The sequence below is a fragment of the Haloferax prahovense genome, from assembly GCF_000723845.1.
Lineage (GTDB): Archaea > Halobacteriota > Halobacteria > Halobacteriales > Haloferacaceae > Haloferax > Haloferax prahovense.
Genome location: NZ_LK053000.1, coordinates 1,142,402 through 1,165,695 on the forward strand (window position 1 = coordinate 1,142,402; position 23,294 = coordinate 1,165,695).

At 67.5% G+C, this 23,294-nt stretch carries 21 protein-coding genes and 1 tRNA gene; 11 read left to right on the forward strand and 11 right to left on the reverse strand.

The features are described 5' to 3' along the window. Positions 1-14: 14 nt before the first annotated feature. Entirely contained in the window at positions 15-1,391 is a 1,377-nt protein-coding gene (locus tag BN984_RS05620; protein WP_049968585.1) for an MgtC/SapB family protein, read from the forward strand. Between the two features lie 428 nt (positions 1,392-1,819). Further along, a complete protein-coding gene (locus tag BN984_RS05625; protein ID WP_049967848.1) occupies positions 1,820-2,251 on the forward strand; it encodes a disulfide bond formation protein B in 432 nt (143 codons plus the stop codon). Between the two features lie 37 nt (positions 2,252-2,288). Here the strand turns inward: BN984_RS05625 and BN984_RS05630 are convergent, their stop codons facing one another. From BN984_RS05630 to BN984_RS05655, 6 genes are all read right to left on the reverse strand, one after another. Then, entirely contained in the window at positions 2,289-3,803 is a 1,515-nt protein-coding gene (locus BN984_RS05630; RefSeq protein ID WP_049967849.1) for a DASH family cryptochrome, read from the reverse strand. Between the two features lie 76 nt (positions 3,804-3,879). Continuing rightward, positions 3,880-4,422, reverse strand: coding sequence for a DUF7344 domain-containing protein (locus BN984_RS05635; RefSeq protein ID WP_049967850.1), 543 nt, complete (start codon positions 4,420-4,422; stop codon positions 3,880-3,882). Between the two features lie 8 nt (positions 4,423-4,430). Further along, positions 4,431-6,440: a SpoVR family protein gene (locus tag BN984_RS05640; protein WP_008094886.1), complete on the reverse strand. Its 2,010-nt coding sequence runs from the start codon at positions 6,438-6,440 to the stop codon at positions 4,431-4,433. Continuing rightward, entirely contained in the window at positions 6,437-7,756 is a 1,320-nt protein-coding gene (locus BN984_RS05645; protein ID WP_008094885.1) for a YeaH/YhbH family protein, read from the reverse strand. The genes BN984_RS05640 and BN984_RS05645 overlap by 4 nt, the downstream gene beginning before the upstream one ends. Beyond that, positions 7,747-10,026, reverse strand: a complete 2,280-nt coding sequence (locus BN984_RS05650; protein WP_181950687.1) for a kinase anchor protein — start codon at positions 10,024-10,026, stop codon at positions 7,747-7,749. Before BN984_RS05650 ends, BN984_RS05645 begins: the two co-directional genes overlap by 10 nt. After that, complete coding sequence (locus BN984_RS05655) at positions 10,023-12,095, reverse strand: PrkA family serine protein kinase (RefSeq protein ID WP_008094882.1); 2,073 nt, start codon at positions 12,093-12,095, stop codon at positions 10,023-10,025. The genes BN984_RS05650 and BN984_RS05655 overlap by 4 nt, the downstream gene beginning before the upstream one ends. A 533-nt stretch (positions 12,096-12,628) precedes the next feature. On the opposite strand from BN984_RS05655, the gene BN984_RS05660 reads away from it, so the two are divergent. Genes BN984_RS05660 through BN984_RS05670 form a run of 3 tightly spaced genes read left to right on the forward strand, consistent with a single transcriptional unit; the run spans position 12,629 to position 14,164 of the window. Next, positions 12,629-13,009 (forward strand): DUF5820 family protein, encoded by a 381-nt coding sequence (locus BN984_RS05660; RefSeq protein ID WP_008094880.1) that lies wholly within the window; start codon positions 12,629-12,631, stop codon positions 13,007-13,009. A gap of 24 nt (positions 13,010-13,033) precedes the next feature. Further along, on the forward strand, positions 13,034-13,483 hold the full coding sequence (locus BN984_RS05665) for a UPF0179 family protein (RefSeq protein WP_004974429.1): 450 nt from the start codon (positions 13,034-13,036) through the stop codon (positions 13,481-13,483). A 33-nt stretch (positions 13,484-13,516) separates the two neighbouring features. After that, complete coding sequence (locus tag BN984_RS05670; protein ID WP_008094879.1) at positions 13,517-14,164, forward strand: HAD family hydrolase; 648 nt, start codon at positions 13,517-13,519, stop codon at positions 14,162-14,164. A gap of 27 nt (positions 14,165-14,191) precedes the next feature. On the opposite strand, the gene BN984_RS05675 is transcribed toward BN984_RS05670, so the two are convergent. Next, positions 14,192-15,052 carry a M14 family metallopeptidase gene (locus tag BN984_RS05675; protein WP_004974426.1) on the reverse strand — a complete coding sequence of 287 codons (861 nt, stop codon included), beginning with the start codon at positions 15,050-15,052 and terminating at the stop codon, positions 14,192-14,194. A gap of 120 nt (positions 15,053-15,172) precedes the next feature. Continuing rightward, on the reverse strand, positions 15,173-15,658 hold the full coding sequence (locus BN984_RS05680) for a DUF309 domain-containing protein (protein WP_008094877.1): 486 nt from the start codon (positions 15,656-15,658) through the stop codon (positions 15,173-15,175). 89 nt (positions 15,659-15,747) lie between these two features. Between BN984_RS05680 and BN984_RS05685 the strand changes: the two genes are divergently transcribed. From BN984_RS05685 to BN984_RS05695, 3 genes are all read left to right on the forward strand, one after another. Then, a complete protein-coding gene (locus tag BN984_RS05685; protein WP_008094876.1) occupies positions 15,748-15,936 on the forward strand; it encodes a hypothetical protein in 189 nt (62 codons plus the stop codon). Between the two features lie 68 nt (positions 15,937-16,004). Then, positions 16,005-16,664, forward strand: coding sequence for a sulfite exporter TauE/SafE family protein (locus BN984_RS05690; RefSeq protein ID WP_008094875.1), 660 nt, complete (start codon positions 16,005-16,007; stop codon positions 16,662-16,664). 45 nt (positions 16,665-16,709) lie between these two features. Continuing rightward, a tRNA-Leu gene (locus BN984_RS05695) sits at positions 16,710-16,793 on the forward strand. A 733-nt stretch (positions 16,794-17,526) separates the two neighbouring features. Here BN984_RS05695 and BN984_RS05700 read toward each other — a convergent pair. Further along, complete coding sequence (locus BN984_RS05700; protein WP_008094873.1) at positions 17,527-17,796, reverse strand: hypothetical protein; 270 nt, start codon at positions 17,794-17,796, stop codon at positions 17,527-17,529. A gap of 91 nt (positions 17,797-17,887) precedes the next feature. Between BN984_RS05700 and BN984_RS05705 the strand changes: the two genes are divergently transcribed. The 3 genes from BN984_RS05705 to BN984_RS05715 all read left to right on the forward strand — a co-directional run bounded on the left by BN984_RS05705 (position 17,888) and on the right by BN984_RS05715 (position 20,505). After that, complete coding sequence (locus BN984_RS05705) at positions 17,888-18,685, forward strand: inositol monophosphatase family protein (protein ID WP_008094871.1); 798 nt, start codon at positions 17,888-17,890, stop codon at positions 18,683-18,685. A 94-nt stretch (positions 18,686-18,779) separates the two neighbouring features. Then, positions 18,780-19,250 carry an Lrp/AsnC family transcriptional regulator gene (locus BN984_RS05710; RefSeq protein ID WP_004974414.1) on the forward strand — a complete coding sequence of 157 codons (471 nt, stop codon included), beginning with the start codon at positions 18,780-18,782 and terminating at the stop codon, positions 19,248-19,250. Positions 19,251-19,365: 115 nt separating this feature from the next. Then, on the forward strand, positions 19,366-20,505 hold the full coding sequence (locus tag BN984_RS05715) for a DUF63 family protein (RefSeq protein ID WP_049967851.1): 1,140 nt from the start codon (positions 19,366-19,368) through the stop codon (positions 20,503-20,505). Between the two features lie 214 nt (positions 20,506-20,719). Here BN984_RS05715 and BN984_RS05720 read toward each other — a convergent pair whose 3' ends face one another. Then, positions 20,720-22,408 carry a YcaO-like family protein gene (locus BN984_RS05720; RefSeq protein ID WP_049967852.1) on the reverse strand — a complete coding sequence of 563 codons (1,689 nt, stop codon included), beginning with the start codon at positions 22,406-22,408 and terminating at the stop codon, positions 20,720-20,722. 49 nt (positions 22,409-22,457) lie between these two features. Then, positions 22,458-23,285 (reverse strand): transcriptional regulator TbsP, encoded by an 828-nt coding sequence (tbsP, locus tag BN984_RS05725; protein WP_049913562.1) that lies wholly within the window; start codon positions 23,283-23,285, stop codon positions 22,458-22,460. Positions 23,286-23,294 lie beyond the last annotated feature (9 nt).

Consider the following 23,294-nt stretch of genomic DNA (forward strand, 5'->3'; position numbering starts at 1 on the left):
ACGGGAGTTCGATGATGCTCGAAGAGTTCGTCTCGCAGGTTGACCCCGTCGTCGTCCGCCTGTTTGTCGCGGCGGCGCTGGGGATGTTCCTCGGCTTGGAGCGCGAGCGGTCGAAAAAGAGCGCCGGCGTGCGGACGTTCACGCTGACGAGCCTTCTCGGTGGTGTCGCCGTTGCGGTCGGGAGCGACATCCTCCTCGCGGTCGGCGGGTTACTGGTGGTTGTGCAGGCGGTGTTGCTCGGGAGCCGTGGGTTAGTCGAGCACCAGTTGGACGCCCGGGACACCGACAGCCACGACGACCCGCAACCCGACTCCGACGCGGATTTCGACGTCGATTCAGATTCCGACTCCGGGGAAGCCCGCCTCGACGACGCCAGAGCCGCACGGTTGGACGACCTCGGCGTGAGCCTCTCGCTCACCACGTCCACGTCGCTTCTGGTCGCCTACGCGGTCGGCGCGGCTGTCGTGAGCGGCTTCGTCATCGAGGGCGTCGTCGTCGCGCTCACGTCGTCGCTGCTGTTGGTCCTGCGGCGTGAACTCCACGGGTTCGCCCGGCGGCTGACGACCGACGAGGCTCGAAGCGCCGTCGAGTTCGCCATCATCGCGTTCGTCGTCTATCCGTTGCTCCCCGAGGGGCGAATCGGGCCGTGGGACGCCGTCAGTCCCCGAACCGTCTGGTTGCTCGTCGTCGCGGTGAGCGCAATCGGCTTCGTCAACTACGTCATCATCCGGCGGTACGGCGAGCGCGGCATCGCCATCACGGGGTTTTTCGGGGGGCTGGTGAACTCGACGGCCGTCATCGGCGAGATCGCCGGACGAACGAGGCGAAACCCGTCGATTCGGCCGCTCGCGGCCGGCGCGATTCTCATGGCCGACGCGGCGATGGCGCTTCGAAACCTCTCGCTCGTCGTCGTGTTCGTCCCGGAGCTCGCGGTCCAAGTGGGGATTCCCCTCGGACTCGTCGCGCTCGTTGGGGTGGGCTACGCGCTTCACTCCCGCGAGTGGGGCGTCGACCTCGACGTCGCGTTCGAGTCGCCGTTCAGCCTCGAAAGCGCCCTCCGCTTCGGCGTCTTCTTCCTCCTCGTGTTGCTCGCCTCCGCGGCGGCACAGGAGTACTTCGGCGCGACCGGGTTCGTCGTAACGAGCTTCCTCGGCGGACTGGTGTCGAGCGGGTCGGTCGTCACGACCGCCGTCACGCTCTACGGCGGCGGCAACATCGACCGGACGACCGCCGTCGTCGGCGTCCTCGCCGGAACCGCCGCGAGCATCGCGGTCAAGGTGGCTCTCGCGGCGAGCGTCGACCGCGAACTCCTCGGGCCGGTCGCCCGGCGGAGCGCGCTCCTCGTGGCGGCGGGCGTCGCCGGCGTCGCTATCGTCGTCTTTCGCCCGTAAGGCGGGCGGCACGGAGACACGCGCACGCGGAATTACCGAACCGACACAACAGTCAGCGACACAACATTGATAGCACCGTGCCGCGGCAATCAAATCGCACTGGTTCGGCGCGTATCCCGTGACCGAGCGACCCACGAAGATTCGCCCGTCGGTCGTCCCCCGACGGGCGAGGGTCACTCCGCGTATCCACCCTCCCGAGCGACTGCGCTCGTCTGAGTACCCCGATTCGTCCGACCACCCCCGTCCGCGCCGACGGCTCGACTGCGAAGCCGATGGCTTGAGGTTCGCCGGCGTCTATCGTGGCTCTACGTCCACCGAGCGATGATACGCGACCCGACCCGACGAGACCGTGGCGAACCGCACGCGAAGCGACAACAGTCGGCCCCGAAGCCGAACCGGGCGAGAAACGATCTCGGGAGCGTCTGACCGTGTCGGACACGACGCGCGCCGCGCTCGCCGCCGGAACGCTCGTCGCCCTCGCCGCGACGAGCGGGAGCCTCTATTTCAGCCTCGGTCTCGGACTCACGCCCTGCGACCTCTGTTGGTACCAGCGCATCCTGATGTACCCGCTCGTCGTGGTGCTCGGAGTCGCTGCGGTCGAGGACCGACCCGGCGTCTGGAAGACGGTGCTTCCCCTCTCGCTGGGAGGGCTCGCCCTCTCGGGCTACCACTCGTACCTGCAGGTCGCACCGGGCGCGACCTGTACCGTCGGCGGCCCGTGTACGTCCATCCAATATCCCATGCTCGGCGGCACCCTGACCATTCCGCGACTCGCGTTCATCGGGTTCGCGCTCGTGACGGTCCTCGCGCTCGCCGCCGCCCGCCTCGGCGGGTCGGCCGACGACGCGTGGGGGATGTGACCGCGGTCGGGACCGCACTCCGAGCGCCGTCGCCGCTCTAACTCCCGTCGAGGTCGACCATCGGTTCGGGGTAGTCCACGCCCAACTCGACCCCGTAGGTCGCCTGTTCTTCGTCGCTTAGCTCCCACGGTTCGTGGGCGTACTCGGCGGGCAACGCGTCGAGTTCGGGGAGCCACGTCTCCACGTACTCGGCGTCCTCGTCGTAGCGCTTCGCCTGCCAGCGCACGTCGAACGAGCGGTCCCGCGAGTCGTTGCCGACGCCCGCGATGTAGGCCCAGTTGCCGTAGTTCGACGCGGGGTCGTAGTCGACGAGCTGCGTCTCGAAGTACGCCGCACCGCGTCGCCAGTCCAGTCGGAGGTCGTTGGCGAGGAACGACGCCGCGTTCTGCCGCCCGCGGTTCGACATGTAGCCCGTCGCGTTCAACTCCCGCATGTTCGCGTCGACGAAAGGGATACCCGTCTCGCCCGCCGCCCAGCGCTCGAACTGCGTCTCGTCCGCCCGCCAGTCGATGTCGGTCCGCTCGCGGATGCCCCCGCGGCGGAAGAAGTCGCTCCCGTGTTTGGCGAACTGGAACTGGAAGAAGTCGCGCCAGCGGAGTTCGAAGACGAGCCAGTACGTCGAGTCGTTTTCGACCCGTCGGTCCTCGTAGCGGTCCACCTCGGCCTTGACGTACCGCGGCGAGAGACAGCCCTCGTTCAGCCACGGTGAGAGCTTCGAGGAGTAGTCGGCCCCGAGCAGTCCGTTTCGCGTCTCCTTGTACTCGCGGAGGAGGTCGCCCGTCCAGATGTACGACTCCACGCGATCGAACGCGGCCGTCTCACCGCCGTCGAAGGGGAGGACGCCGCGGTCGTCGGGGGTGCGGGGGGACTCGGCGGCCGCAGTCCCGACGAGGTCCGAAAGCGAGGGGAGGTCGCCCGCGGCGGGTGCGTCGACCGGGAGCGGCGGGACGTCCGGTTCGGAGAGCGGGTCACGACCGGCTGGGTCGCCGTCGCCCGCTGACTCGCCACTTTGGCCTGCGTCGCCTCCCTCGTCGCCTTCGGCGGCCGATTCGACCGCCTTCCGGAACGTCGTGTACGTGTCCGGAAGTTCGGAGAGCGCCATCGGGAGGTCGTCGAGGTGGGTGAGCGTGTGGCCCCAGAAGCGACGGAGGTCGACGCCGTCGTCTCGAAGTCCTCGCTCGACCGCCGACTCGACGCTCGACTCCTCGGGGGTCGGACGCGTGTGGACCGTCACGAAGTCGGCGTCGACGGTCGCCGCCAACTCCGGAAGGACGGACTCGGGTGTTCCCTCGCGGACGACGAGGTCGCTCCCGCGGTCACGGAGCGACGCCCGGAGGTCGGACAGCGATTCGAGGCGGAAGCGGGCGCGGTGCGCGCCGGTCTTGTCGAAGTCGAAGGAGTCGGACCCGCCGAAGGGCCGGTCGCCGTACTCGCGGGGGTCGAGACAGTAGACCGGGAGGACGCCGTCGGCGTCGCAGGCGGCCGCGAGCGCCTCGTTGTCGTGCAGACGGAGGTCGCGGCGGAACCACGCGAGCGAAGTTGACTCGGACATCGTCGGCGGCGCTTAGGATGGGGCTGACTTGAGTCGAACGGCGGTTCTGGGGCGACCCCCGGCCGTGTCTCCGGGTCTACGTCCGGCTTCGCGTCTGCAGGCCGAGTTCCGCGCCGGCGGCGACGGCGGCGACGGTGAGCGCGAGGCCGGCGACGAGCCGCGGGTCCACGCGGTCGATGACGGGGACGCCCATCCAGCCGGCGAAGAGGAGCGCGAGCCCGGCGAGACACGTCGCGAGCGACAGGAGCGCGAAGGGAGCTTGCGTCGGCTCCCCGTCCACCAAGTAGTGGTCGAGCTCCGCCGCGCTCGACCCGAGCGAGACGGTCTTCGCCCGCGAGTCGTACGCGACGATTCGGAGCGAATCGAGCTTGGGCAGATGGGTCTGATGCAGCGAGATGTAGACGCTCTGGCGGACGTTCTTGGGAGGTGGCGACTCGCCGGACTCTATCTCGGCGATGTGCTCCGCGAGGTCGCCGACCGACTCCGGACCGTCCCCGTCGCGCAGTCGTTCGAGCGCGAGCCGCCGCCGCTCGTTTCTGAGCACGTCGTGGATGTCGGCCTCGTCGAGCGAGCCGTCCGCCTGCTCGCCGGAGACGGTCGGCGAGTCAGGCTCGGCCATCGCCCCGTTCAGAGCCAATCATCGGGCTTCGTGTCGTAGTCGACCTCGCTGGCGGCGATACGCGCCTCCAGTTCGGGGTCGAGGTCGTGTTCGTCGAACGATTCGCCGTCGTAGCGGATGCGGATGGCCCGCTCTTCGGGCGTCGGCTCGCGCCCCCGTCGACGGGCGACTTCGACCTCGTGCTCGTCGAACTCCTTCGTGATGGTCATCAGGTTCACCGGGCGGCCCCAGAGGTGATAGACGCGCTCCAAGACGCCCTTCGCCTGCTTCATGTCGAGGATGACGCCGTTGTACTGGTGTCCCAACAGGAGTTCCCCGCGGTTGTCGAAGTTGCCGTCGTACACCGCGATAGTCGGCTTTCCGAAGTTGGTGAACTGGAACAGGAGCTTCTTTTTCACGTCCCGGTACTCCGACGAGGAGACGCGGAACTGCCGGGACGACTGGGAGTACTCGTAGGCGAAGTAGTGGTTCGCGCGGACGAACTCCTCGGAGAGGAACGCGTCGAGGAACGTCACGTCGTTGTGGCTCTCGCGAATCTCGCGCATCCGGTCCCAGCCGGCGGTCTTGTCCACGTCGGCGACGGCCTCCTCGACGCTGTCGTACACCTCGTCGTCGAACATGTACCGCGAGAGCTGTTCGAGTTCGGAGCGCCGAATCCGGCTGAGGAACCCGCGGTTCTGCGCTTTGACGAGCGAGTAGTGTCGCTCCGCGAGCCCCTCGTAGGTGAGGAGCTTCCACGGGTACGCTTCGAGGTCGAGCGACTCGTCGCCCGACAGCGCCCTGTCGAGGGTCTCGTGGTCGACTCTCGGGTCGTCGGGGCCGAGTTCGGACAGTTCGTCGAGTGAGTCGGCGCTGACGCCGTCGATAGCGGGGTCCGTCCGGAGGAGCGTCTGCACCTCGTCGAAGTCGACCGTCTCGTGGAAGTTGCGCCACGTGACGCCCTTCACGCGCAGGAGTTTGTCGGCGACCTCCGCGCGGTTCGTCGAGTTCTCGATGTACTCCCACAGCTCCTTGCCGAGCTTGTAGGGGTTGAGCCCGGGGGACCCGAGGACGCGCGACTGGTGGTCGGCGTAGGTGATGAACTCGTCCGTGCCCGCGAAGCGCTCGTCGCCCATCATGAGCGACTCCCAGTAGGCTGCCCAACCTTCGTTCATCACCTTCGTCATCTTCTGGGCGGCGAAGTAGTACGCCTCCTCGCGGAGCATGTCGAGGACGTCCTTCTGCCACGGCTCCATCTCTTCGGCCTTGCCCGTCTCCTCGTCGTACCGCATCCCGTGTTCGCGGACGTACGCGAGCACGTCCTTCCGGGGGTCGGTGAGCTTCGCGGCCTCGCGTTCGGCCTCTTCGACCTGTTCGAGCCACGCGTCGTCGAACACCTCGCGGCGCACGTCGTCGGAGATGTCGAGGCTGTCCAACTGCGCGCGGATGTCCTCGGGGATGCGGCCGTCCTCGTCGGCGGCGGCCTCGCGGATGGTCCGGTGCTGGTCGATGGTGTCTTCCAGACAGAGGACGGCGTCGATGAACTTCTCCACGTCGTCCCGGCTGATTTCGGGGTTCTGGACGTACCGCTCGATGGTCTGGGCGTGTCGTTCGAGCATCGCCGCGGCGGCGAACTGCCCCTCGTCGGAGAACAGCCCGAACCACTGGTTGTTCTTGAAGAAGTCCGAGTGCGCCTCGACGTGCGTGATGACGGCCTTCTGGTCGGCCAGCGAGTTCGACTCCTGGAGGAAGGCGTTCGCCGGGTCGTCGTTGTTGACGATTTCGAACGCCTTGCCCATGCCGAACTGGTCGGTCTTCCGCTGGCGGTCGTAGGTCATTCCCCACCGCCAGTGCGGATACCGCTCTTGGAAGCCGCCGTAGGCGATGAGCTGGTTCATCTCGTCGTAGTTGACCACCCAGTAGTTCACCGGGTAGGGGTCGAGTCCGAGCTTCTTCGCGAGCGCGCCGGCCTCCCGGACGGGCTCGTCGAGTCTGGCGGCCTCGCGCTGTGCGTCTCTGCGGTGTCGTCTGAAACTCATTCTGCTGTCGCCTCCGTGCTGAGGATAGTGTAGATGGCGTCGATGACGTCGTCGGGCTCCGAGACGTACGCGACCACGACGTTACCCTGCTCGCCGAGGCTCCGTTCGACCTCTTCTGCGTGCGTGGCGTTGATGGCGGTCCCGCCGGGCTGGGTCTCCACGTAGGCGTGGAGGTTCGCGTCTATCTCCTGCATGAGCGGGACGACCCGCTCTTTGGTGTCGTTCGAGGAGTTCTCGGAGTCGCCCGCGGCGAAGACGTAGCGGTTCCACTCGCGCCACGGGTAGCGCTCGTCCAGCACCTCCTTCGCCAGTTCGTAGGCCGACGAGATGCGCGTCCCGCCGCCCGAGCGGATGCCGAAGAACTCGTCGCGTTCGACCTCCCACGCCTCCGCGTCGTGGGCGATGTAGACGAACTCGGCGTGGTCGTACTTGCCCGTGAGGTACCAGTCCAGCGGGGTGAACGTGCGTTCGACGAGTTCGCGCTTCGTCTCCCGCATCGACCCCGACACGTCGCGGATGTTGACGACCACGACGTTCGACTGCTTCTTCTCGATGACTTCGGGGTGGCGGTAGCGCTCGTCCTCGCGGCGGAACGGAATCTCGCGGAGCCCCTCGCGGCGGATGCGCTGGATGGCCGTCGTCCGCTCGACGTTCTCCTCCATCTCCTCGAAGGACGCCCACGTCCCGCGTTCGTCGTCCGGGATGCGGCTCCACTCGTCTTCGATCCACGCCATCGAGACGAGGATGTTGTGCTCGCGGCACCACCGGAACACCTCGCGGGCCGAGGTGCCGTCGACTTTCATCGCCTCGCGGACGAACTCCTCGTCGAAGTCCATCGCGAGCTTGCGCTTCAGGCCCTCCTTGAACAGGCGCTCGAAGTCGAGGGTGCTGTGGGGGCCGCTGCGGGTGATGTCGGTGAAGTCGCCTTCGACCTCCTCGATGACCTCCTTGCCCTTCGGTTCGAGTTCGAGGCCGAGTTCCTCGTCCAGCGCCTCGGCGAACTGCTCGGGGTCCATCTCGTAGTACTCGTGTTCGGCCCCCTCCTCGCCGGGTTCGCCGTCTTCGCCCTCGCCGTCACCGGGTTCGGGCTGGCCGAGCGGTTGGCCCACGTCGGGCGTGCCGCCTTTCCCCTGCCCGACGCCGCCCATGTCGAGGCGGTCGTACTTGAACTCCGGCAGGTCCACGACCTTGATGGGTATCTTGATGTCTTTCGAGCCGGACGCGCCGAGGTCGCCGTAGGAGATGAACTCCTTGAGGTCTTCGCGGCGCTCTTCGCCCACTTCGCGGAATCGTTCGAGGTCGTCTCTCAGTCCCATGTGTGGCTCACCTCCTTCATCACGGCACGGCTGGTCAGTTCGGCCGACGCGGCGGTGTAACCGCGGTCGACCAACTCGTCGATGGTGCGTGCTTTCACGCGCGCCGTCTCGGTGTTCGCCGGTGGGTCGTCCCACTGGCGGGGGTCGAGGTCAGAGAACAGCCGGCGCACGTCCTCCCAGTCGTGGGTTTCGAGCACCGTCCGGATGACCGGAATCTCGGTCAGGTCCACGTCGGAGACCGTAAAGCCCTCGTCGCGGTTCTCCCACGCGTAGCGGTTGAGCGCGGTGATGACCTTCTCGTTGCGGAAGTCTTCGACCGTCTCGGAGGGGTCGTTGCCCTCGTAGTCGTTCGGCGAGAAGCGCCCGAGGTGCTCGGTCTCGAACAGCTTCATGAGAAGCGGGTCGGGGTCGACCGGCCCGCGCTCGGTCTCTATCTGCCCGTCGGACGCCCACGCGTAGACGTGTTCGACGTACTCCTCGACCGTCTCGCGCTCGACGCCCTTGTCGGCGAGAAGCGCGTCGAGTACGTCCGCCTCCTGCTGGTCGAAGATGTACTCTTTGACCATGGCGATGCGGCCCTCGTACTCCGAGGACTCCGCCCGCGAGAACACGGGCGCGTCCGACAACTCGGCGACCATCTCGTCGAGCACGTCGGTCGGCATCACCACCGACGACACGTCGAGGTCGGGGTGTCTGCGGTCGACGCGGTCGTGCAGGAGGTCGGCGATGACGTCCCGGGTGAACGTCACGGGAATCCCGTGAGTCCCCTCCGAGTCGCCAACGAACTCGAACGCCGACACCTCGCGGCGCTGGTCGCCGACCTGCAGGTAGCCGCGGTCGAACAACAGCGCCTTGTCGACGAGGTCGAACTCGATGTCCGGGTCGCGCGGCACGTCGTCGCCGTCGAGCCGGGTCACGACGCTGTAGAGCGCCGCGGCCTCGACGGCGTGGGGCGCGAGTTCGCGCGTACGGACCTCGCCCGGCCCCTCGCGGACGTCCAGCAAGACGGCCTCGGCGACGCGGTCGGCCATCGCCTCGGGGTCGTCGGTCCAGACGCTCGTCTCGTTGGTCAGCTCGCGGCGGATGAGCTCGGCCTCCAGCGAGAGGTTCGTCAGGTAGCGGAACTCGTGTTTGTTGAGCCGGCGCTTGAGCGCCTTCAGCGGGTCGCGGCCGTTCCTGTCGGCGTACTTGTCGAGTTCGGCGTCGAGGTCCGGGTTCGAGATGATGACGAGTTGCGTGTCGATGTCCATCCCGATTCCCTTGTCCAGCTTGACGTGGCCCTCGTCGGGGACGTTCAGGAGCTTCTGGAGCAGGTCGGCGTGCTGGGTGGCGTCCTCGACGATGGTGAGGAGGCCGTTGCCCTGCGACAGCACGCCGTCGTAGCTGAACGCCTGCGGGTTCTTCCGGCCGCGGGAGTTCAGTTCGCGGAGCATGCTCGGCATCCACGACCCGACCAGTCGCTCCTTGGGCGACCCGTCGTCCTCCGAGTGGAGGACGCCGACGCCGCGGCCGACGTCGACGACGTAGTTTTTCACCCGAAGGTGTTTCGGGTCGGTGACGGCGCTGAAGAGGTCCTGCTTGCCCGCTCTCCGGAACTCCTCTTCGAGGAAGGTGTACGCCTCCAAGCAGAACGGGTCGAGGTCCTCGTCGACGTCGACGGGGATGTGGTCGCCGTTCCTGCTGTTGAGGTCGGCGAGCAGCCGCTTGCGAACCTCCGCGGGGAACACCGAAAGCGGGTGCGACTGGACCGGACTTTCGTACCAGTCCTCGTCGGCGGCGTCGACTTCGCCGCCGTAGGACAGCCCGCGGGTGTCGTCGGCGTTGGCGACGTTCCACTCGACGGTGTAGCGTCGCCCCGCGTCGGTCTTCGAGTACTCCCGAAGCCCGTTGATGAGACAGCGTTTCAACTCGGATTTCCCCGTGGCCGTCGGGCCGTCGAACCAGACGATTTTCTCGGCTTTGCCGCGGTCGGCGGCGATGGTCCGCAGGTCGTCCACGAAAGCGTTGAGCACCTCCGTGTTGCCGAGGACCGCGTGCTCGCCGTCGTTGGCGGGGTCGTCGAAAAAGCGGTAGCGCTGTTTTTCCGCGCCCTGTTCGACCACCTGTCTGGTCCCCATCGACTCGATGGCTTCCAAGAGGTACTTCGACGCGTGGGAGGCGATAGACGGGGACTCGAACGCGGCGTCGACGTACTCGCCGAGGCTCATCGGCTCCTCGTAGGTGCCGCGGAGCGCTTCGTCCGCCTCGCGGATGTAGTCTCGCATGGTCACCCTTCGAGTTCGGTCTTCGCCACCTCCGCACCGGCGAACTCGAGCACCTCCCGTGCGCCGTCGCGCGAGTAACCCTGGTCGACGAGCGCGTCTATCCACGCGTTGCGTTCGTCGTCGTCCAGCTCGTTCGCGCTCACGAGCGCCGAGAAGTTGATGTTGTGCTTCTTGTCCTCCCAGAGCTTGCGTTCGAGGGCGCGGCGGAGGCGGTCGTTGTCCTGCGGGTTGAACGACGTCCCCTCGCGGGCGCGCCGGGAGACCCAGTTGGAGACCTCCTGTCGGAAGTCGTCCTTGCGGTCCTCGGGGATGTTGAGCTTCTCTTCGACCGCGCGGAGGAACTTCTCGTCGGGCTCCTGGTCGCGGCCCGTCAGTTCGTCTTCGACCGTCGCGTCGTCGATGTAGGCCATGACGTGGTCCATGTACTTCTCGCCCTGCCGGCGAATCTCGTCGATGTCGTAGGCGAGGGCGTGGCGCACGTCCTCGATGGCGCGCTCTTTGTACTCCTCGCGGACCATCTCGAGGTAGCGGTGGTAGCGTTCGAGGTTCTCCTCGGGAATCGAGCCGTGGTTCTCGAGGTTCTCTTCGAGGTGGGTAAACGAGGACAGCGGCGAGAGGTAACCGCGGCCGCGGTGGGTCGCGTCCATGATTGCCTCGGCGATTTCGTCACCGATGAAGCGGGCGGAGACGCCGTCCATCCCCTCGGCGATGTCGGCTTTCTTCTCGCCCTCCTCGCGGAGTTTTCGCACGTCTACGTCGTCGCCGTCGTCCAACTCGCCGTTGTAGGCCTTCGCCTTCTGGACGAGCGAGATGGTGTCGGAGTCGGGTTCGACGATGCGGGTCAGAACGCCGAACAGCCCGGACATCTCTAAGGTGTGCGGCTCGACGTGGATGTCGGGCACGTCGGCGTTCCGAAGCATCTTCCGGTAGATTTCGGCCTCCTGTTCGTACTCGAGGACGTACGGGAAGTCGATGCGCTTCGTCCGGTCGTTGAACGCCTCCATCTTCTCGTCGCCCTTCTTCTCTCTGTACTCCGGCATGTTCGTCCGCCCGACGATGACCTGGTCGATGTCGATTCGGGGGTTGTTCTTCGGCTTGATGGTCTGTTCCTGCGAGGCGTGCAGGAAGTCGTAGAGGAACTCGCGCTGGAGCTTCAGCAGTTCCTCGCCGGAGAAGATGCCGCGATTCGCGTTACAGAACGCGCCGGCGTAGTCGAACGCCCGCGGGTCGGACTCGCCGTACACCGCGAGTTTCGAGTAGTTGACGTCGCCGGTGAGTTCGGTCTCGTCTTGGTTCTTCTTGTCCTTCGGCTCGAACGTCTCGATGCACTGCCGTTTGTTCTCGGAGGCGACGAGTCGGATAACCTCGATGTGGTTCGCCACGACCTCCTCTAGGTCGTCGTCGTAGTGGGCGAGCAGCCGGTCCATGTAGAACTCCGAGGCGGGGTCCAGCGCCTGGTCGTTCCGGATGGTGTACGGCGCGTCGAGGTTCTCGTTCAACTGCTCGATGACCACGTCGCGCTGTTCCTGCGGGAGCAACACGAGCGGGTCCTGGTTCATCGGTGACTGGACCACGTCGTCGGAGGGGTCCTGGTCGCGGATGACGTCGCCGAGGTTCGTCCACCGGAAGGTGTACATCCGCCCCTCGTCGGACATCGTGTAATCCTCGAAGTAGCGCCGGGAAATCCAGTCGAAGTGGGACTTCCCGGAGCCGACGGGACCCAAGAGGAGTTTGATGCGTTTTTCGGGGCCGAGGCCGCGGGCCCCCGATTTCACCTTGTTGACGAACTCGTGAATCGACTCGTGGACTTCGCGGCCGTAGAAGACGTTTTCACCGTCGTGAAGGGGGTCTTCGGAGGCCATGAGGTACTCCACGACGCCCGCGTCCTCGTCGTAACGGGTGCCGTAGAAGTCGAACATGTCCGCCACGCGCTGGTGGGCGTTGCGAGCGATCTTTGGGTGAGCGTAGACCTCTTCCAAGTACCACTCGAAGCTCTTCGCCTCGCGGAGGTCCGCGGGCACGGAGTCTTTGTAGTGCTTGCTCAGGTCTGCGAGTGTTTCAATTTCGCCGGTCATTGTTCGTGGAGCCTCGTCGGACCAGCCGTCCGGTTAGACGACCGAGGGCGACGCGCCCGCATTCGCGGGTCGCAGACGACACACCGCGAACCACGGACCCGCGGCGCAGACCGCGGGCAGTAGGTCGAAGTGCGTCGCCGCCGCTGCGCGCTTACGACGGGTCGGCGACTGGCGACAGAATCGGCAATTTGCGGACGATGCGCGACGGCTCGCTCGGCCCGGGGACCGAGACTACCAATCAATGAGGGACGTTAACATATAACGCTTTCTCTGAAAGTAGTCAACATATTGTCTCGAACGCCAACCAATCCAGATACGTACCACGTCTCGTGACCCTCCAACCTGCCGAAGTGTATCGATTTAATCGGCGGTTCAGTCGACTGTCGGTGTCGTTAATCGGGTCGGCTGGGATTCATGTCGTCTCCGATGGGTCGCGTTCGAGGCCCGAACCACGCGCTTCGAGCCGGGTCGAGACGACCGGCCTTCGGCGCGGAAGCGGGAAGGCTTAGGACGCGCGGCGGACTAGCACACCCATGACCAACCTGCCCGACGGGTGGACCCTCTGGAACGACGAACACGAGGGTCGGCGCATCCTCGCGTTCCGCCCCGACGTGTTCAACGAGAGCGCCTTTCCCGCCGAGTGCATGCCGACCGTCTTCGTGTGGAACGGGTCGCGGGCGAACCGCCCGGGCGCGACGCAGATACGCACCGAGACGTGGCACGCGGTGCTCTATCTCGAACCGGAAATCGAGGTCGTCGTCGAGGAGTTCGACTCCCGCGAGGCGGCCGTCGAGGGCGCGACCGACATCGCCGGGCGCTTTTCAGACGGCGAGATAGACTACCGGAGCGCCTACCAAATCCCCCGGGAGGACTACTTCGAGAAGCTCGACGAGCTGACCGGGCGGGAGCCTTAACCACCTCGCAGGAGAACCACCGCTATGACCTCCGTCACGCTTGTCGGTGCCCGCCTGACCGACCCCGGCACCGAGTTCGTCTACCACGGTGAATCGAGCGCCTGCGAGGGGTGTCCGTACCGCCAGCAGTGCCTCAACCTCACTGAGGGCGTCCGCTACCGGGTCCTCGGCGTGCGCGAGAACACGCAGGTCCTCGACTGCGCCGTCCACGACGAGGGCGTCCGCGCCGTCGAGGTCGAACCGGCACCGGTCACGGCGAACGTCCCCTCGAAGGGGGCGTACGCCGGAAGCAAGGCCAGCCTGCAGGGCCCGTGTCCGCACACCGAGTGCCCCAGCCACGAGTACTGCGTCCCCGAGGGTGCCGAGTTCGACCAGGAGTACCGCATCAGCGACGTGCTCGGCGACCCGCCGCACGACCATTGCCACCTCGACCGAAACCTGACGCTCGTCGAGTTCGAACCCGCCGACGAGTAGGGATTTTTGTGGTTCCCGGCCGCTGGCCCTGATATGACGACCGCCGTCTTCTTCGACCTCGACCTGACGCTCCTCCGCTACACCGCCGACTTCGAGACCATCTTCGACCGCGCGGTCCCGGACGCTCCGGGCGGTGCCTACGACCGGTATCTCTCCGTCTTCTTCGACGCGTTCGAGGACCTCGCCGTGGACCCCTACGCGGTCGGCTTCGAGGCAATCACCGACGAGTTCGACATCGGCGGCGACCCGGAGGCGCTCGTGGCGCGCTACGCGGAGGCCGAACTCGCCGCCACGACGGTCCCCGCGTCGGCCCGCGAGGCGCTCGTCCGCGTCGCCGACCGTCGACCGACAGGGATTCTCACGAACGGCGCGCCGGCGGTCCAGCGGGCGAAGCTCGAACGCCACGACCTCGCGGGCGTCGTCGACGCCGTCGTCGTCTCGAACGACCCCGCGGTCGCCTCGCGGAAGCCCGATTCGGGGGTCTTCGAGGCCGCGGAGACCGCCCTCCCGGCGGACGACTACGTCTACGTCGGCGACACCTACGACGAGGACGTTGTCGGGGCGCGAGACGCCGGGTGGGAGGCGTACCACGTCGGCGACGACGGCCCCGGCGACGACCCGGCGGCGGTCGAATCGGTCGCCGAGGCGGCCGCTCGAATCCTCGGCGAGGACGACGCGTAGCGCGGGAGAGACGAGACGGTCTGCCGACTACGGGAGCGTGCCGACTTTGTCGCCGGCGTAGCCGAAGATGTCCGCGTAGCCGTACGCGGAGAGGAGAATGGGGTAGAAGTCCCGGTCGGCGACGAACTGCTCGGCGTCGGCGCGGGCGAACGTCTCGCCGGCGGCGACGGGTTCGAAGTTGGTCGCGTGGACCTCGTACTGGTCCGCCGGCGGCTTGGGAAGCCGTTCCAGCAGGCGGAACACGTCGATGCTGTTCTCCTCCGGAATCGCGAGTTTCAGGCGGTCGTCTTCGGTCTGCGACTCGGACTCCTCGTCGAGCTCGCCGCTCCCGTCGCTCGCAACCGCGGGGGCGGGGAGAACGTTGGTCGCGGTGAGGAACGCCCGGATGAGCCAGTAGGCGTTGTCGGCCGCCTCGTCGGACTTCTGGAGGCCGGCTTCGACCTCGATGGTGTGGGCGTGTTCGATGAGTCGGCCCTCCGCGAAGTGGTTCGTCTCGACGGCCACGTCGACCGGGAGCCGGGGGAGAATCGACCGGGAGATGGCGTCGACCGTGTCCACGATGGCGAACGGTTCGGCGTACGACTGGGTCGAGTGAAGCGAGAAAGCGGTGGTGCCGCGGACCTCGCGGCCGAGGTCGTGGGCGAGGCGTCGCTCGTGGCTCTCGGCGTTGGGGTCGCCCGGAAACGCCCGGTTGAGGTCCTCGTCGAGGTAGCGCTCGTCCGCCGCCAGCGCCTCCTCGTTGGCGACGATGAGCTTCACCGGGCGCTCGACGTCGGGGTCCTCCGCGACGAACCGCTCGATGGCGCGAGCGCCGCACGGTTCGTCGCCGTGGATCGACCCGACGACAGACACTTCGGGCGTGCCGTCACCGAGTTCGTAGATTCGCATTGCCGGTTCCTAGAACTGGACGCTAATGGACCTTTAGATTCTCCCGGTTCGCGCCGCTTTCGCGGACGTGTTAGTCGGAGGAGACGGTTCGTGGCGGGCGAAGACCGCGGCCCGACGCGGTTAGTGGTCGAGTCCCTCGACGTACTCGTAGTCGGCGGGGTAGGCGGTCGCCCGGTGGCCGTCGAGTTCGATTTGCCAGCCGTGGAGTGCCGTCGGGTCGTCCAGCGCCGCCCGGAGGGTGTCGCGCACGTCGTCCACGTCGACGCCGTAGAAGTCGCTCGGAACGCCGCGGATGTACTCGAGTGCCGTCTCGAACAACGACCGCATCCCCGCGTCGTTCTCGAAGTCGAAGTGCTTGTACGCGCCGGCGGCGACCTGCACCATCCCGTGGAGGAAGGCGCTTTCCGCGGTCCCCGCGCCGTAGTTGTACCACTCGTCTTCGAAGCAGTCGTGGCTCTCGTGGAAGTCGCCGGAGTTGAACAGGCGGACGCCGTGTTCGACCGCCCGGCGGAGCGTCGCGTGCTCCCACAGCCGCAGGTCGTCGTTCCACCCCGTCGGGTTGCCGAGCGGCGGGGCGACGCTCGGGTCGCGGGTGTGTTCGTCCATGTGAGTCAGGGCGACCGGGAAGCCGGTAACTCCATCGGTGGCGACACCGGCCGCGCAGTTTTTTCGTGCGAGCGCGACAACGGTCGGACGTGACGGACACAATCGAATGCACCTACTGCGGAAGCGACGTTCGGCGTCACGACCCCGTCTTCGTGGCGGAGCTCGAAGCCGGCGAGCGCGTGCCGGCGGGCGCGTTCTGCAACTACGCGTGCCTCTCGTCGCACATCGACGCGGCGGGGCTGACGACCGGCGCGTCCTGCGAGTGGCGGCCGGAGTAGGCTCCGACCGGGTCGGAGTACCCGTCGGGACCCCTGACCTATTTACCGCGATTCGTCCTTTCGAGCGTATGGCACTCGCATCAGCACTCGTGGCCGGCGGGGTTATCGGGGTCCGGCACGCGCTGGAAGCCGACCACCTCGCCGCCGTCGCGACGATGGTCGAAGACGGCGACCGACCGAGCATCGTCGGCGCCTCGTGGGGCGTCGGGCACTCGATTCCGATTGCCGTCGTCGGTCTCACCTTCGTCGCGCTCGGCGTCCGCCTGCCCGAGTCGGTGACGCACTTCTTCGAAGTCGTCGTCGGTGCGATTCTCGTCCTCCTCGGGGCGCGGATGCTTCTCCGGGCCGCCGGCGTCTCCGTGCCGACGCTCCGCGACCACGACCACGACAGCGGCGTCCACCGACACCTCTCGCTCGGGAACGTCGCGTTCGGGACGAAACACACGCACGTCCACGACGAGTCGTTCGGGGTCGGCGTCCTCCACGGCTTCGCCGGCAGCGGCGCGCTCGTCATCGCGATGGTCTCGACCGCACCCGCGGTGGGGCAGGCCGTCGCGTTCCTCGCGGCGTTCAGCCTCCTGACCATCGCCACGATGGCGACCGTCTCGTTCCTCTGGGGCCGCTCGATGGCGGTCGGCGGGACGCGCGTCCTCCGCGCCGCGGCCGGCGTCGTCGGCATCGCCGTCGGCGGCCTCCTCGTCGTCGAACAGTTCGGCGGCCTCGTCTGACGTTTCGCAACGTTTTAGCGGTCCCCCTGTCGTACTTGAGTACGCGCGAGGGTAGCTAAGTCAGGAAAAAGCGGCGGACTCAAGATCCGCTCCCGTAGGGGTCCGTGGGTTCAAATCCCTCCCCTCGCACTTATCGCGAGAAACGACGTGACGAGCGGCGAGTGCAGCGCACCCCACGGCGGGAAGCGGGCACCGAGGCGGCCCGCAACCCCGGTATAAACCCGGTCGCTCGATGGCGGACACGTTCTCTTCTGTCCCCCGCCGGTCATCCGGTTACGACGCCACCACAGCGCCGCCGCCAGTATCCCGAACGATTCATCATGAACAGACCGGGTTTCCGGTGAAAAGCGCCGGAAGGGGGCCGACCGAGGACGACGTTCGGCGACGAGCGTCACCACCGTTCCGTCGGCCGAACTATCAGTATCTCCGGACAGTCCAGAGTTTATCAGAAACATTCATTATATTCTCCGACCTACTGTAGTGTTGCCGGAAGCGCAAGGACGCACCGGATGACCAAACCGAATCCGTCGGGCGACGTGAAAGGCGTCGACGATGGTACGCATCGCAAGACGCGGAGGAATGGGATCGACACGAACACCGAGTCTTTCGTAACAGGAAGACGAGGTCAAAGTGCCGAAGAGGAACCGAAACAGCCCCGTAAACCGCTCTGCGAGCGAGCGGCGGGAAGACCAAGTACCGGACCACGAGGAATCGGAGTTCGGGAACTCGGCGCAAGCCGAAAACGGTCGTGAGGGCTGTGGAAAACGTCTTCCGTCCGGGTTCTAATTGCGGATTCTGGCTTTTTCCGTTTTCCGACCCCCGAGCGAGCCGGCCGTCTGGCGGGACGGCGCAGTCCGCGACGCTACGGCCGAACCAACTGACTCATGAGCCGGAGGTACTCCGAGGCCACGAGCGGTTCGTCGGCCGCGGTGCGCTCGACGGCCGCCACGCCGTGCCGGAGTTTCTCCTTGAGCGGGCTCGGCGGAACCTTGTGGCCGAGCACGCGGGACGCCGTCTCGACGTGTTCCAGCGCGGCTTCGGCGTCGCCGGCTCTGACGGCCGCTCTGGCGTCGTCGAAGGACTCCGCGAGCGATTCGCGGACCCGCGCCGGGAGGTCGATAGCGTCTGACACGACACGAGGTAAACCGTCCATCGACATAAGCCACCGGGCCGCGTCGGCGTCGGGTCGGTGGATATAGGCACCTGCCGGTCCTGTCACGCCCATGAACGAACTCGATGCCCGGGCGGACCGGGCACAGCGCGCGGCCCGCGACGGCGGCGCAGTCGCGCGACGGGCCTTCAGAACCGGCATCGCCGTCGAGACGAAAGACGGCAAAACGGACGTTGTCACCCAAGCCGACAAGGACGCCCAGCGCCGCGTCGTCGAGCGAATCCGCGGGGCGTTCCCCGACGACCCCATCGTCGGCGAGGAGGACGACGAACTCAAGTCGGTTCCCGAGTCGGGACCGGCGTGGGTCGTCGACCCCATCGACGGGACGAACAACTTCGTGCGCAACGTGCCGGTCTGGGCGACCTCGGTCGCCGCCGTCCGCGACGGCGACCCTATCGCGGCGGCCAACTATCTGCCCGCCCTCGACGACTGCTACGCGGCCGACGACGGGGCGGCCTACCGCAACGGCGAGGAGATTTCGGTGAGCCAGCGCGACGACCCCGAGACGTGTACGGTCTGTCCGACGTTCTGGTGGGATTACGACGTCCGCGACGAGTACGCCGCGGCGGCCCGCGCCATCGTCACGCGCTTCGGCGACCTCCGTCGCTACGGGAGCATGCAGGTCGTGCTCTCGTACGTCGCCGACGGCTCGCTCGACGGCGTCATCACGAACAAGCGGGCGAACCCGTGGGACTCGGTCGCCGGTGCACACCTCATTCGGACGGCCGGGGGGACGGTCACGGACCTCGACGGCAACGAGTGGCGACACGATTCGGAGGGACTCGTCGCGTCGAACGGGCGCGTCCACGACGTCGTGCTGGAGGCGGCCCGCGAAATCGACGGGCGGTAGACGGACGAAAACCGGAACCGGACGGCGCTCGCCGCGGGCGCGAGCGTGCTTCCCATCCGCAAGTGCGAAGTCACCCCCCATCAGTAGGGATAGCATGGACCTCGACGCGACGGACCGGGCGATTCTCCGGATTCTGATGGAAGACGCGCGGACCCCGTTCAGCGAAATCGCCCGCAGAATCGACATGTCGAGCGCGACGGTTCACGACCGGGTCGGTCGGATGGAAGACGCCGGCGTCATCGAGGGCTACCACGCCCACGTCGACCCGCGGCAGGTCGGGCTGGGCACCTCCGCGCTGGTCGGCTTCCGGGTCAAGCAGGGTCGCGAAAAGGAGGCGCTCCAACAGCTTCGCGACATCGAGGGCGTCCAGGAAATCGACCTCACCACCGGCGAGTGGGACGTGATGCTCCGGGTGTACGCCGAGGACACCGACGCCCTGCGCGAGCTCATGTTCGACCACATCGCCGAGCTCGACGGGTTCTCGCGGTCCCAGACGATGGTCATCCTCGGGACCGAGTACGACGACCCGGTGCTGCCGATTCGCGACCCCGACGACGAGGACTGAACCACGCCCGCCGCGGAGCGCCACCTCGCTGCGACGCCGACTCGCCGCGCCGAGGCGTGCGCGGCGGATGCGAGAGACCGGAACCCTAAACAGGCCCGCCGTCGGGGTATCGCCTATGGCAACGGTAGCAGAGCGAATAGGTCTCGACCCCGAGCGCCTCTGGGGGCTCGGCGTCGCGGCCATCCTCGTCGCCCTCGTCGGCGGGTCGCTCGCGTTCCCTCGTGTCGTCTACGACGGCTTCATCTGGCACTACTTCTGGGGCCCCGTCCAAGCCGACGCGAACTCGGCCGTCTGTGCGGTTCGGGCGAACGGCGTCACGCAGTATCTCGATACGGCGTCGGCCTGCGCCGCGGCGGCCGAACCCGTCGCGTACCCCGGCTACACCCTCGTCTCCGAGGTCGGCTACATGGTCACGCTCGTCATCGCGCTCTCGGGCGTCGTGTTCCTCCTCCGCCGCCTCGACATCGGCGAGCGCCCGCGGTTCTTCTACGCGCTCTTTCCGTTCATGCTGTTCGGCGGCGCGTTCCGCGTGGTCGAGGACGCTAACGACTCGCCCGGCGTCGCCGACGCGCTCATCAGCTACCCGCTGAACACGCTCGTCATCAGCCCGGTTATCTACGTGACCGTCTTCGCAATCACGCTCGTCGCCGTCGTCGGGAGCGTCTTCGCCGAACGGCAGGGCCTCGTCGACGACTACGTGAAACCGCTGTTCGTGGCCGGCCTCGCGGTGCTCGCGGTGGCGGTCGGCTACCTCCTGTGGGCCGGCCTCACCGGCGCGCAGGGCGCGACGTTCTATCCACAGGTGCTCGCCGTCATCCTCGTCGGCGCGACGCTCGTCACCGCGGCGACGTGGTGGCTCGTCGAGCGCTTCGCCCCCGAGGTCAACGAGGGAACGGGATACATCGGTCTCGTCGTCATCTGGGGCCACGCCATCGACGGCGTGGCCAACGTCATCGGCCTCGACTGGATGGTCGCGCTCGGGGCGGGGAACAACCTCGTCCCGAAGCACCCGGTGAACCAGGCGGTCGTCGACTTTACCGCCTCCACGCTCCCCGAGTCGGTGCTGGCCGTCACGGGCGACGCGTGGCCGTTCCTGCTCGTCAAACTCGTGGCCGCGACGGCCGTCGTCTGGGTGTTCGACGAGCAGATATTCGAAGACAGCCCGCGCTACGCGATTTTGCTCCTCATCGCCGTCCTCGCAGTCGGCCTCGGGCCGGGGAGCCGCGACATGCTCCGCGCGACGTTCGGCGTCTAACCGCCCCGCCGTCTCCCGCTTTCCGACCACTCGTTTCTCCCCCGGCGAAGGTTCAAGTACCGAGCCGCGGCCAACGCCGCTATTCTGTGACTCACGCCGTGCGGCGGCCTGCGGGTGTCCGGCACACCGGCGCGCGGATTCGACGGCCCGCCTGTCACGCGGCCGCTCGTGCCGGCTGTCAGCCACAAAGCCCACGAACCGCGTGACTCGCCAGCTACGGGAACGGGTGGAACTCGCGGTCCGGTCGCGGTTCGAAGCCGAGGTCTCGCGGCACCGACTCGGCGCGGTCAGCGAAGTACGGCTCGCCGATGAAAAGCGGCTGCGCGGCCGGAACGACCACGCGGACCGCCTCGAAGCCGAGCCTCTCCACGTCGCGCGGGGTGGTCCGCGCCGCGTACGCGTCGAGGTCGGCGTCCGTGACCGCCGAGACGACCGCGTCGAGTTCGGCTGCGCCCCCTGGAACCTCGTCGGGGCCGACCGAGTCCGCGGGGATGGTCGCGTCCGGCGAGACGAACGTCCGAGCCGGCTTCGGGAAGTCGGCGTAGGTCGCAATCGCGCCGCCCTGCGTCGCGGCCTGCTCCGGTCCCATGCCGCGCAGTTCGGTCCAGTTCTGGAGCGCCTCGGCCAGCGCGGAGCGAGCGGCACGGTTCGCATCGAGGTCCGCGCCGGAGCCCATCGCGAACTTCGGCCACTCGCCGTCGCGGTGGACGGCCACCGCCACGACCGGCACGTCCACGTCCTGCGTCACGAGGAGCGCGGTCACTTCTAGGGACTCCGAGCGGGCGCGGGCCGCCAGCGTCTCGAACGTCTCGTCGGTCACGTCCAGCCCGAGCGGGTCGAACGTCGAGTACCACGCGAGCATCGTCGCGTCGCGCTCGACGACCTCGTAGAGCCCCGAGAGAATCGCCTCGGTCCCGGAGTTGCCGAGGCCGAGCCCGGTCGTAATCGACGGTTTGTGTCGCTCGGACGGCGGCGGGTAGTGGACGAACTCCGCCGGGAGCGAGACGGTCGAACCGGTCGCGAGGTCCTCGCCTTCGACCCACTGAATCGGCTCCTCGGGGTCGGGGTCGCGAAAGGAGTCGGGTCTGACGAACCGACTGGGCGGCACCGCGGCCGGCCGAGACGCCGCGGGCGCGACGGCGAACTCGCTGGAGCGGTAGACGCCCGCCGAGTAGCGTTCGAGCGCCTCGCCGAGCGCCTTCATGTAGGCCTCGTCCCAGCCTGCGGCCGCGCCGCCGGCGAGTTCGGCCGCCCGAGCGTCGGCGTAGACCGTCGTGTCCGCCGTCTGCGCGACGTAGTACGGCAGCGGGAACGACTCGCGCTCGCCGACCTGCGTGACGATGCCGACGCGGTCGTCCACGGCCGATTCGGCCCGCGCGAGCGCGTCGTCTAACTCCACGGCGCGGAAGTCGCGGTCGAGGGCTCGGTCCCGCTCCATCGGCGACGGCGCGGGGAGGAACGACCGCTCGGGACCGGGGACTTCGACGACGGTCCCGGCCACGTCGTCGCCCGAGAGGAGCGCGATACCGCGCCGCCCGGCCACCGCGCCGGCGAGTCGAACGGCCGCGCGGTCACCGCCGGGGCGGCCCTCCGACTCCGTGGTGGACGCGACGCGCGCCCGGAGGTCCGCGAAGTCGGCGCTGGCGGGGTCGAACGCCGAGACGGCCGCGTCCAGGTCGTCCACGGGGTGGCCGCCGACACCGCCGATTTCGACGGCGAACCATCTCGAAGCGGCTTCGTCGGCCGCGTCGAAGGCGTCGCTGCCGGCCGCGGCGACGACGAAGCCGAGGTCGAACGAACCGAGCGAGTCGGGGGTCGTCTCCGAGACCGTCGCGTCGATGTCGGCGCACGCCGCGCGAATCGACTCGGCGGCGGGGCCGCTCCCGACGAGTCCGATGTTCATGCGCGCGACGACGAGCGGCGGCGGGAAAAAGCGAGGGGGTCGCGGTCGGCTACGCGTCGAGCAGTTTCTGGGCCTCGTCGGCCAGTTCGTCGGCGGCGGCCGCGACGAGCGCGTCCGCGCCGAGCTTCAGGCGGAGCCGCGGGCGACCGACGTCGATGGGTACTTTCTCGGTGTCGATGAGGCCGAGTTCTTCGAGCTTCGTCTTCGTCCGGGAGAAGGTCGCCTTGCTGGCGATGCCCACGTCTTCGCCCCACTTCGAGATGTCGTAGAGGAGAACTTCGTTGCGGGCGGCGACGAGAAGGGAGATAGTCACCTCGTCGAGGCCGTCGCCGTCGCCGCGAGCCGACGACAGCGAAGCGAGCACGGCGTCGAAGTCGGCGAGCGTCTCTTCGCCGATGTCCTCGCCGAGGGTCTCGCGGACGCGCGAGAGCGGCGGAGTCCGGAGCTTGAATTCGGGCGCGTCCGCCCAGTGGGCCTGATGGGCCTCGAACGCCGTCTCGACGAACGCCTCGTCGTCGGTGACGAGGCCGGCGACTTTGTCACCGGCGGCGACGAGCGCGACGACCGAGTTCGGCGTGACGAACAGCGTGTTCTCGACTTCGTCGTCGGCGGTCCGCATCGAGAGCGTGCCGTCGGCGACGAGGTTCGCGGCGTTGGAGGCGACGATGAAGTCGTCGAGCACGTCCTTCAGGACGCCCTCGTCGGCGACGAGACGGATTTTCGGCAGGTCACCATCGATGTCGGTCGCCACGGCGACGAGCCCCTCGATGACCTCGGCGGTCGGGTTCGCGACCAGCACCTCGTCTTCCGACGAGGAAAGGACGGACTCGATGATGTCTCCTACCCCCTCAGCGAGTAGATTAGAACGAATAGCCATAGCTTGAAT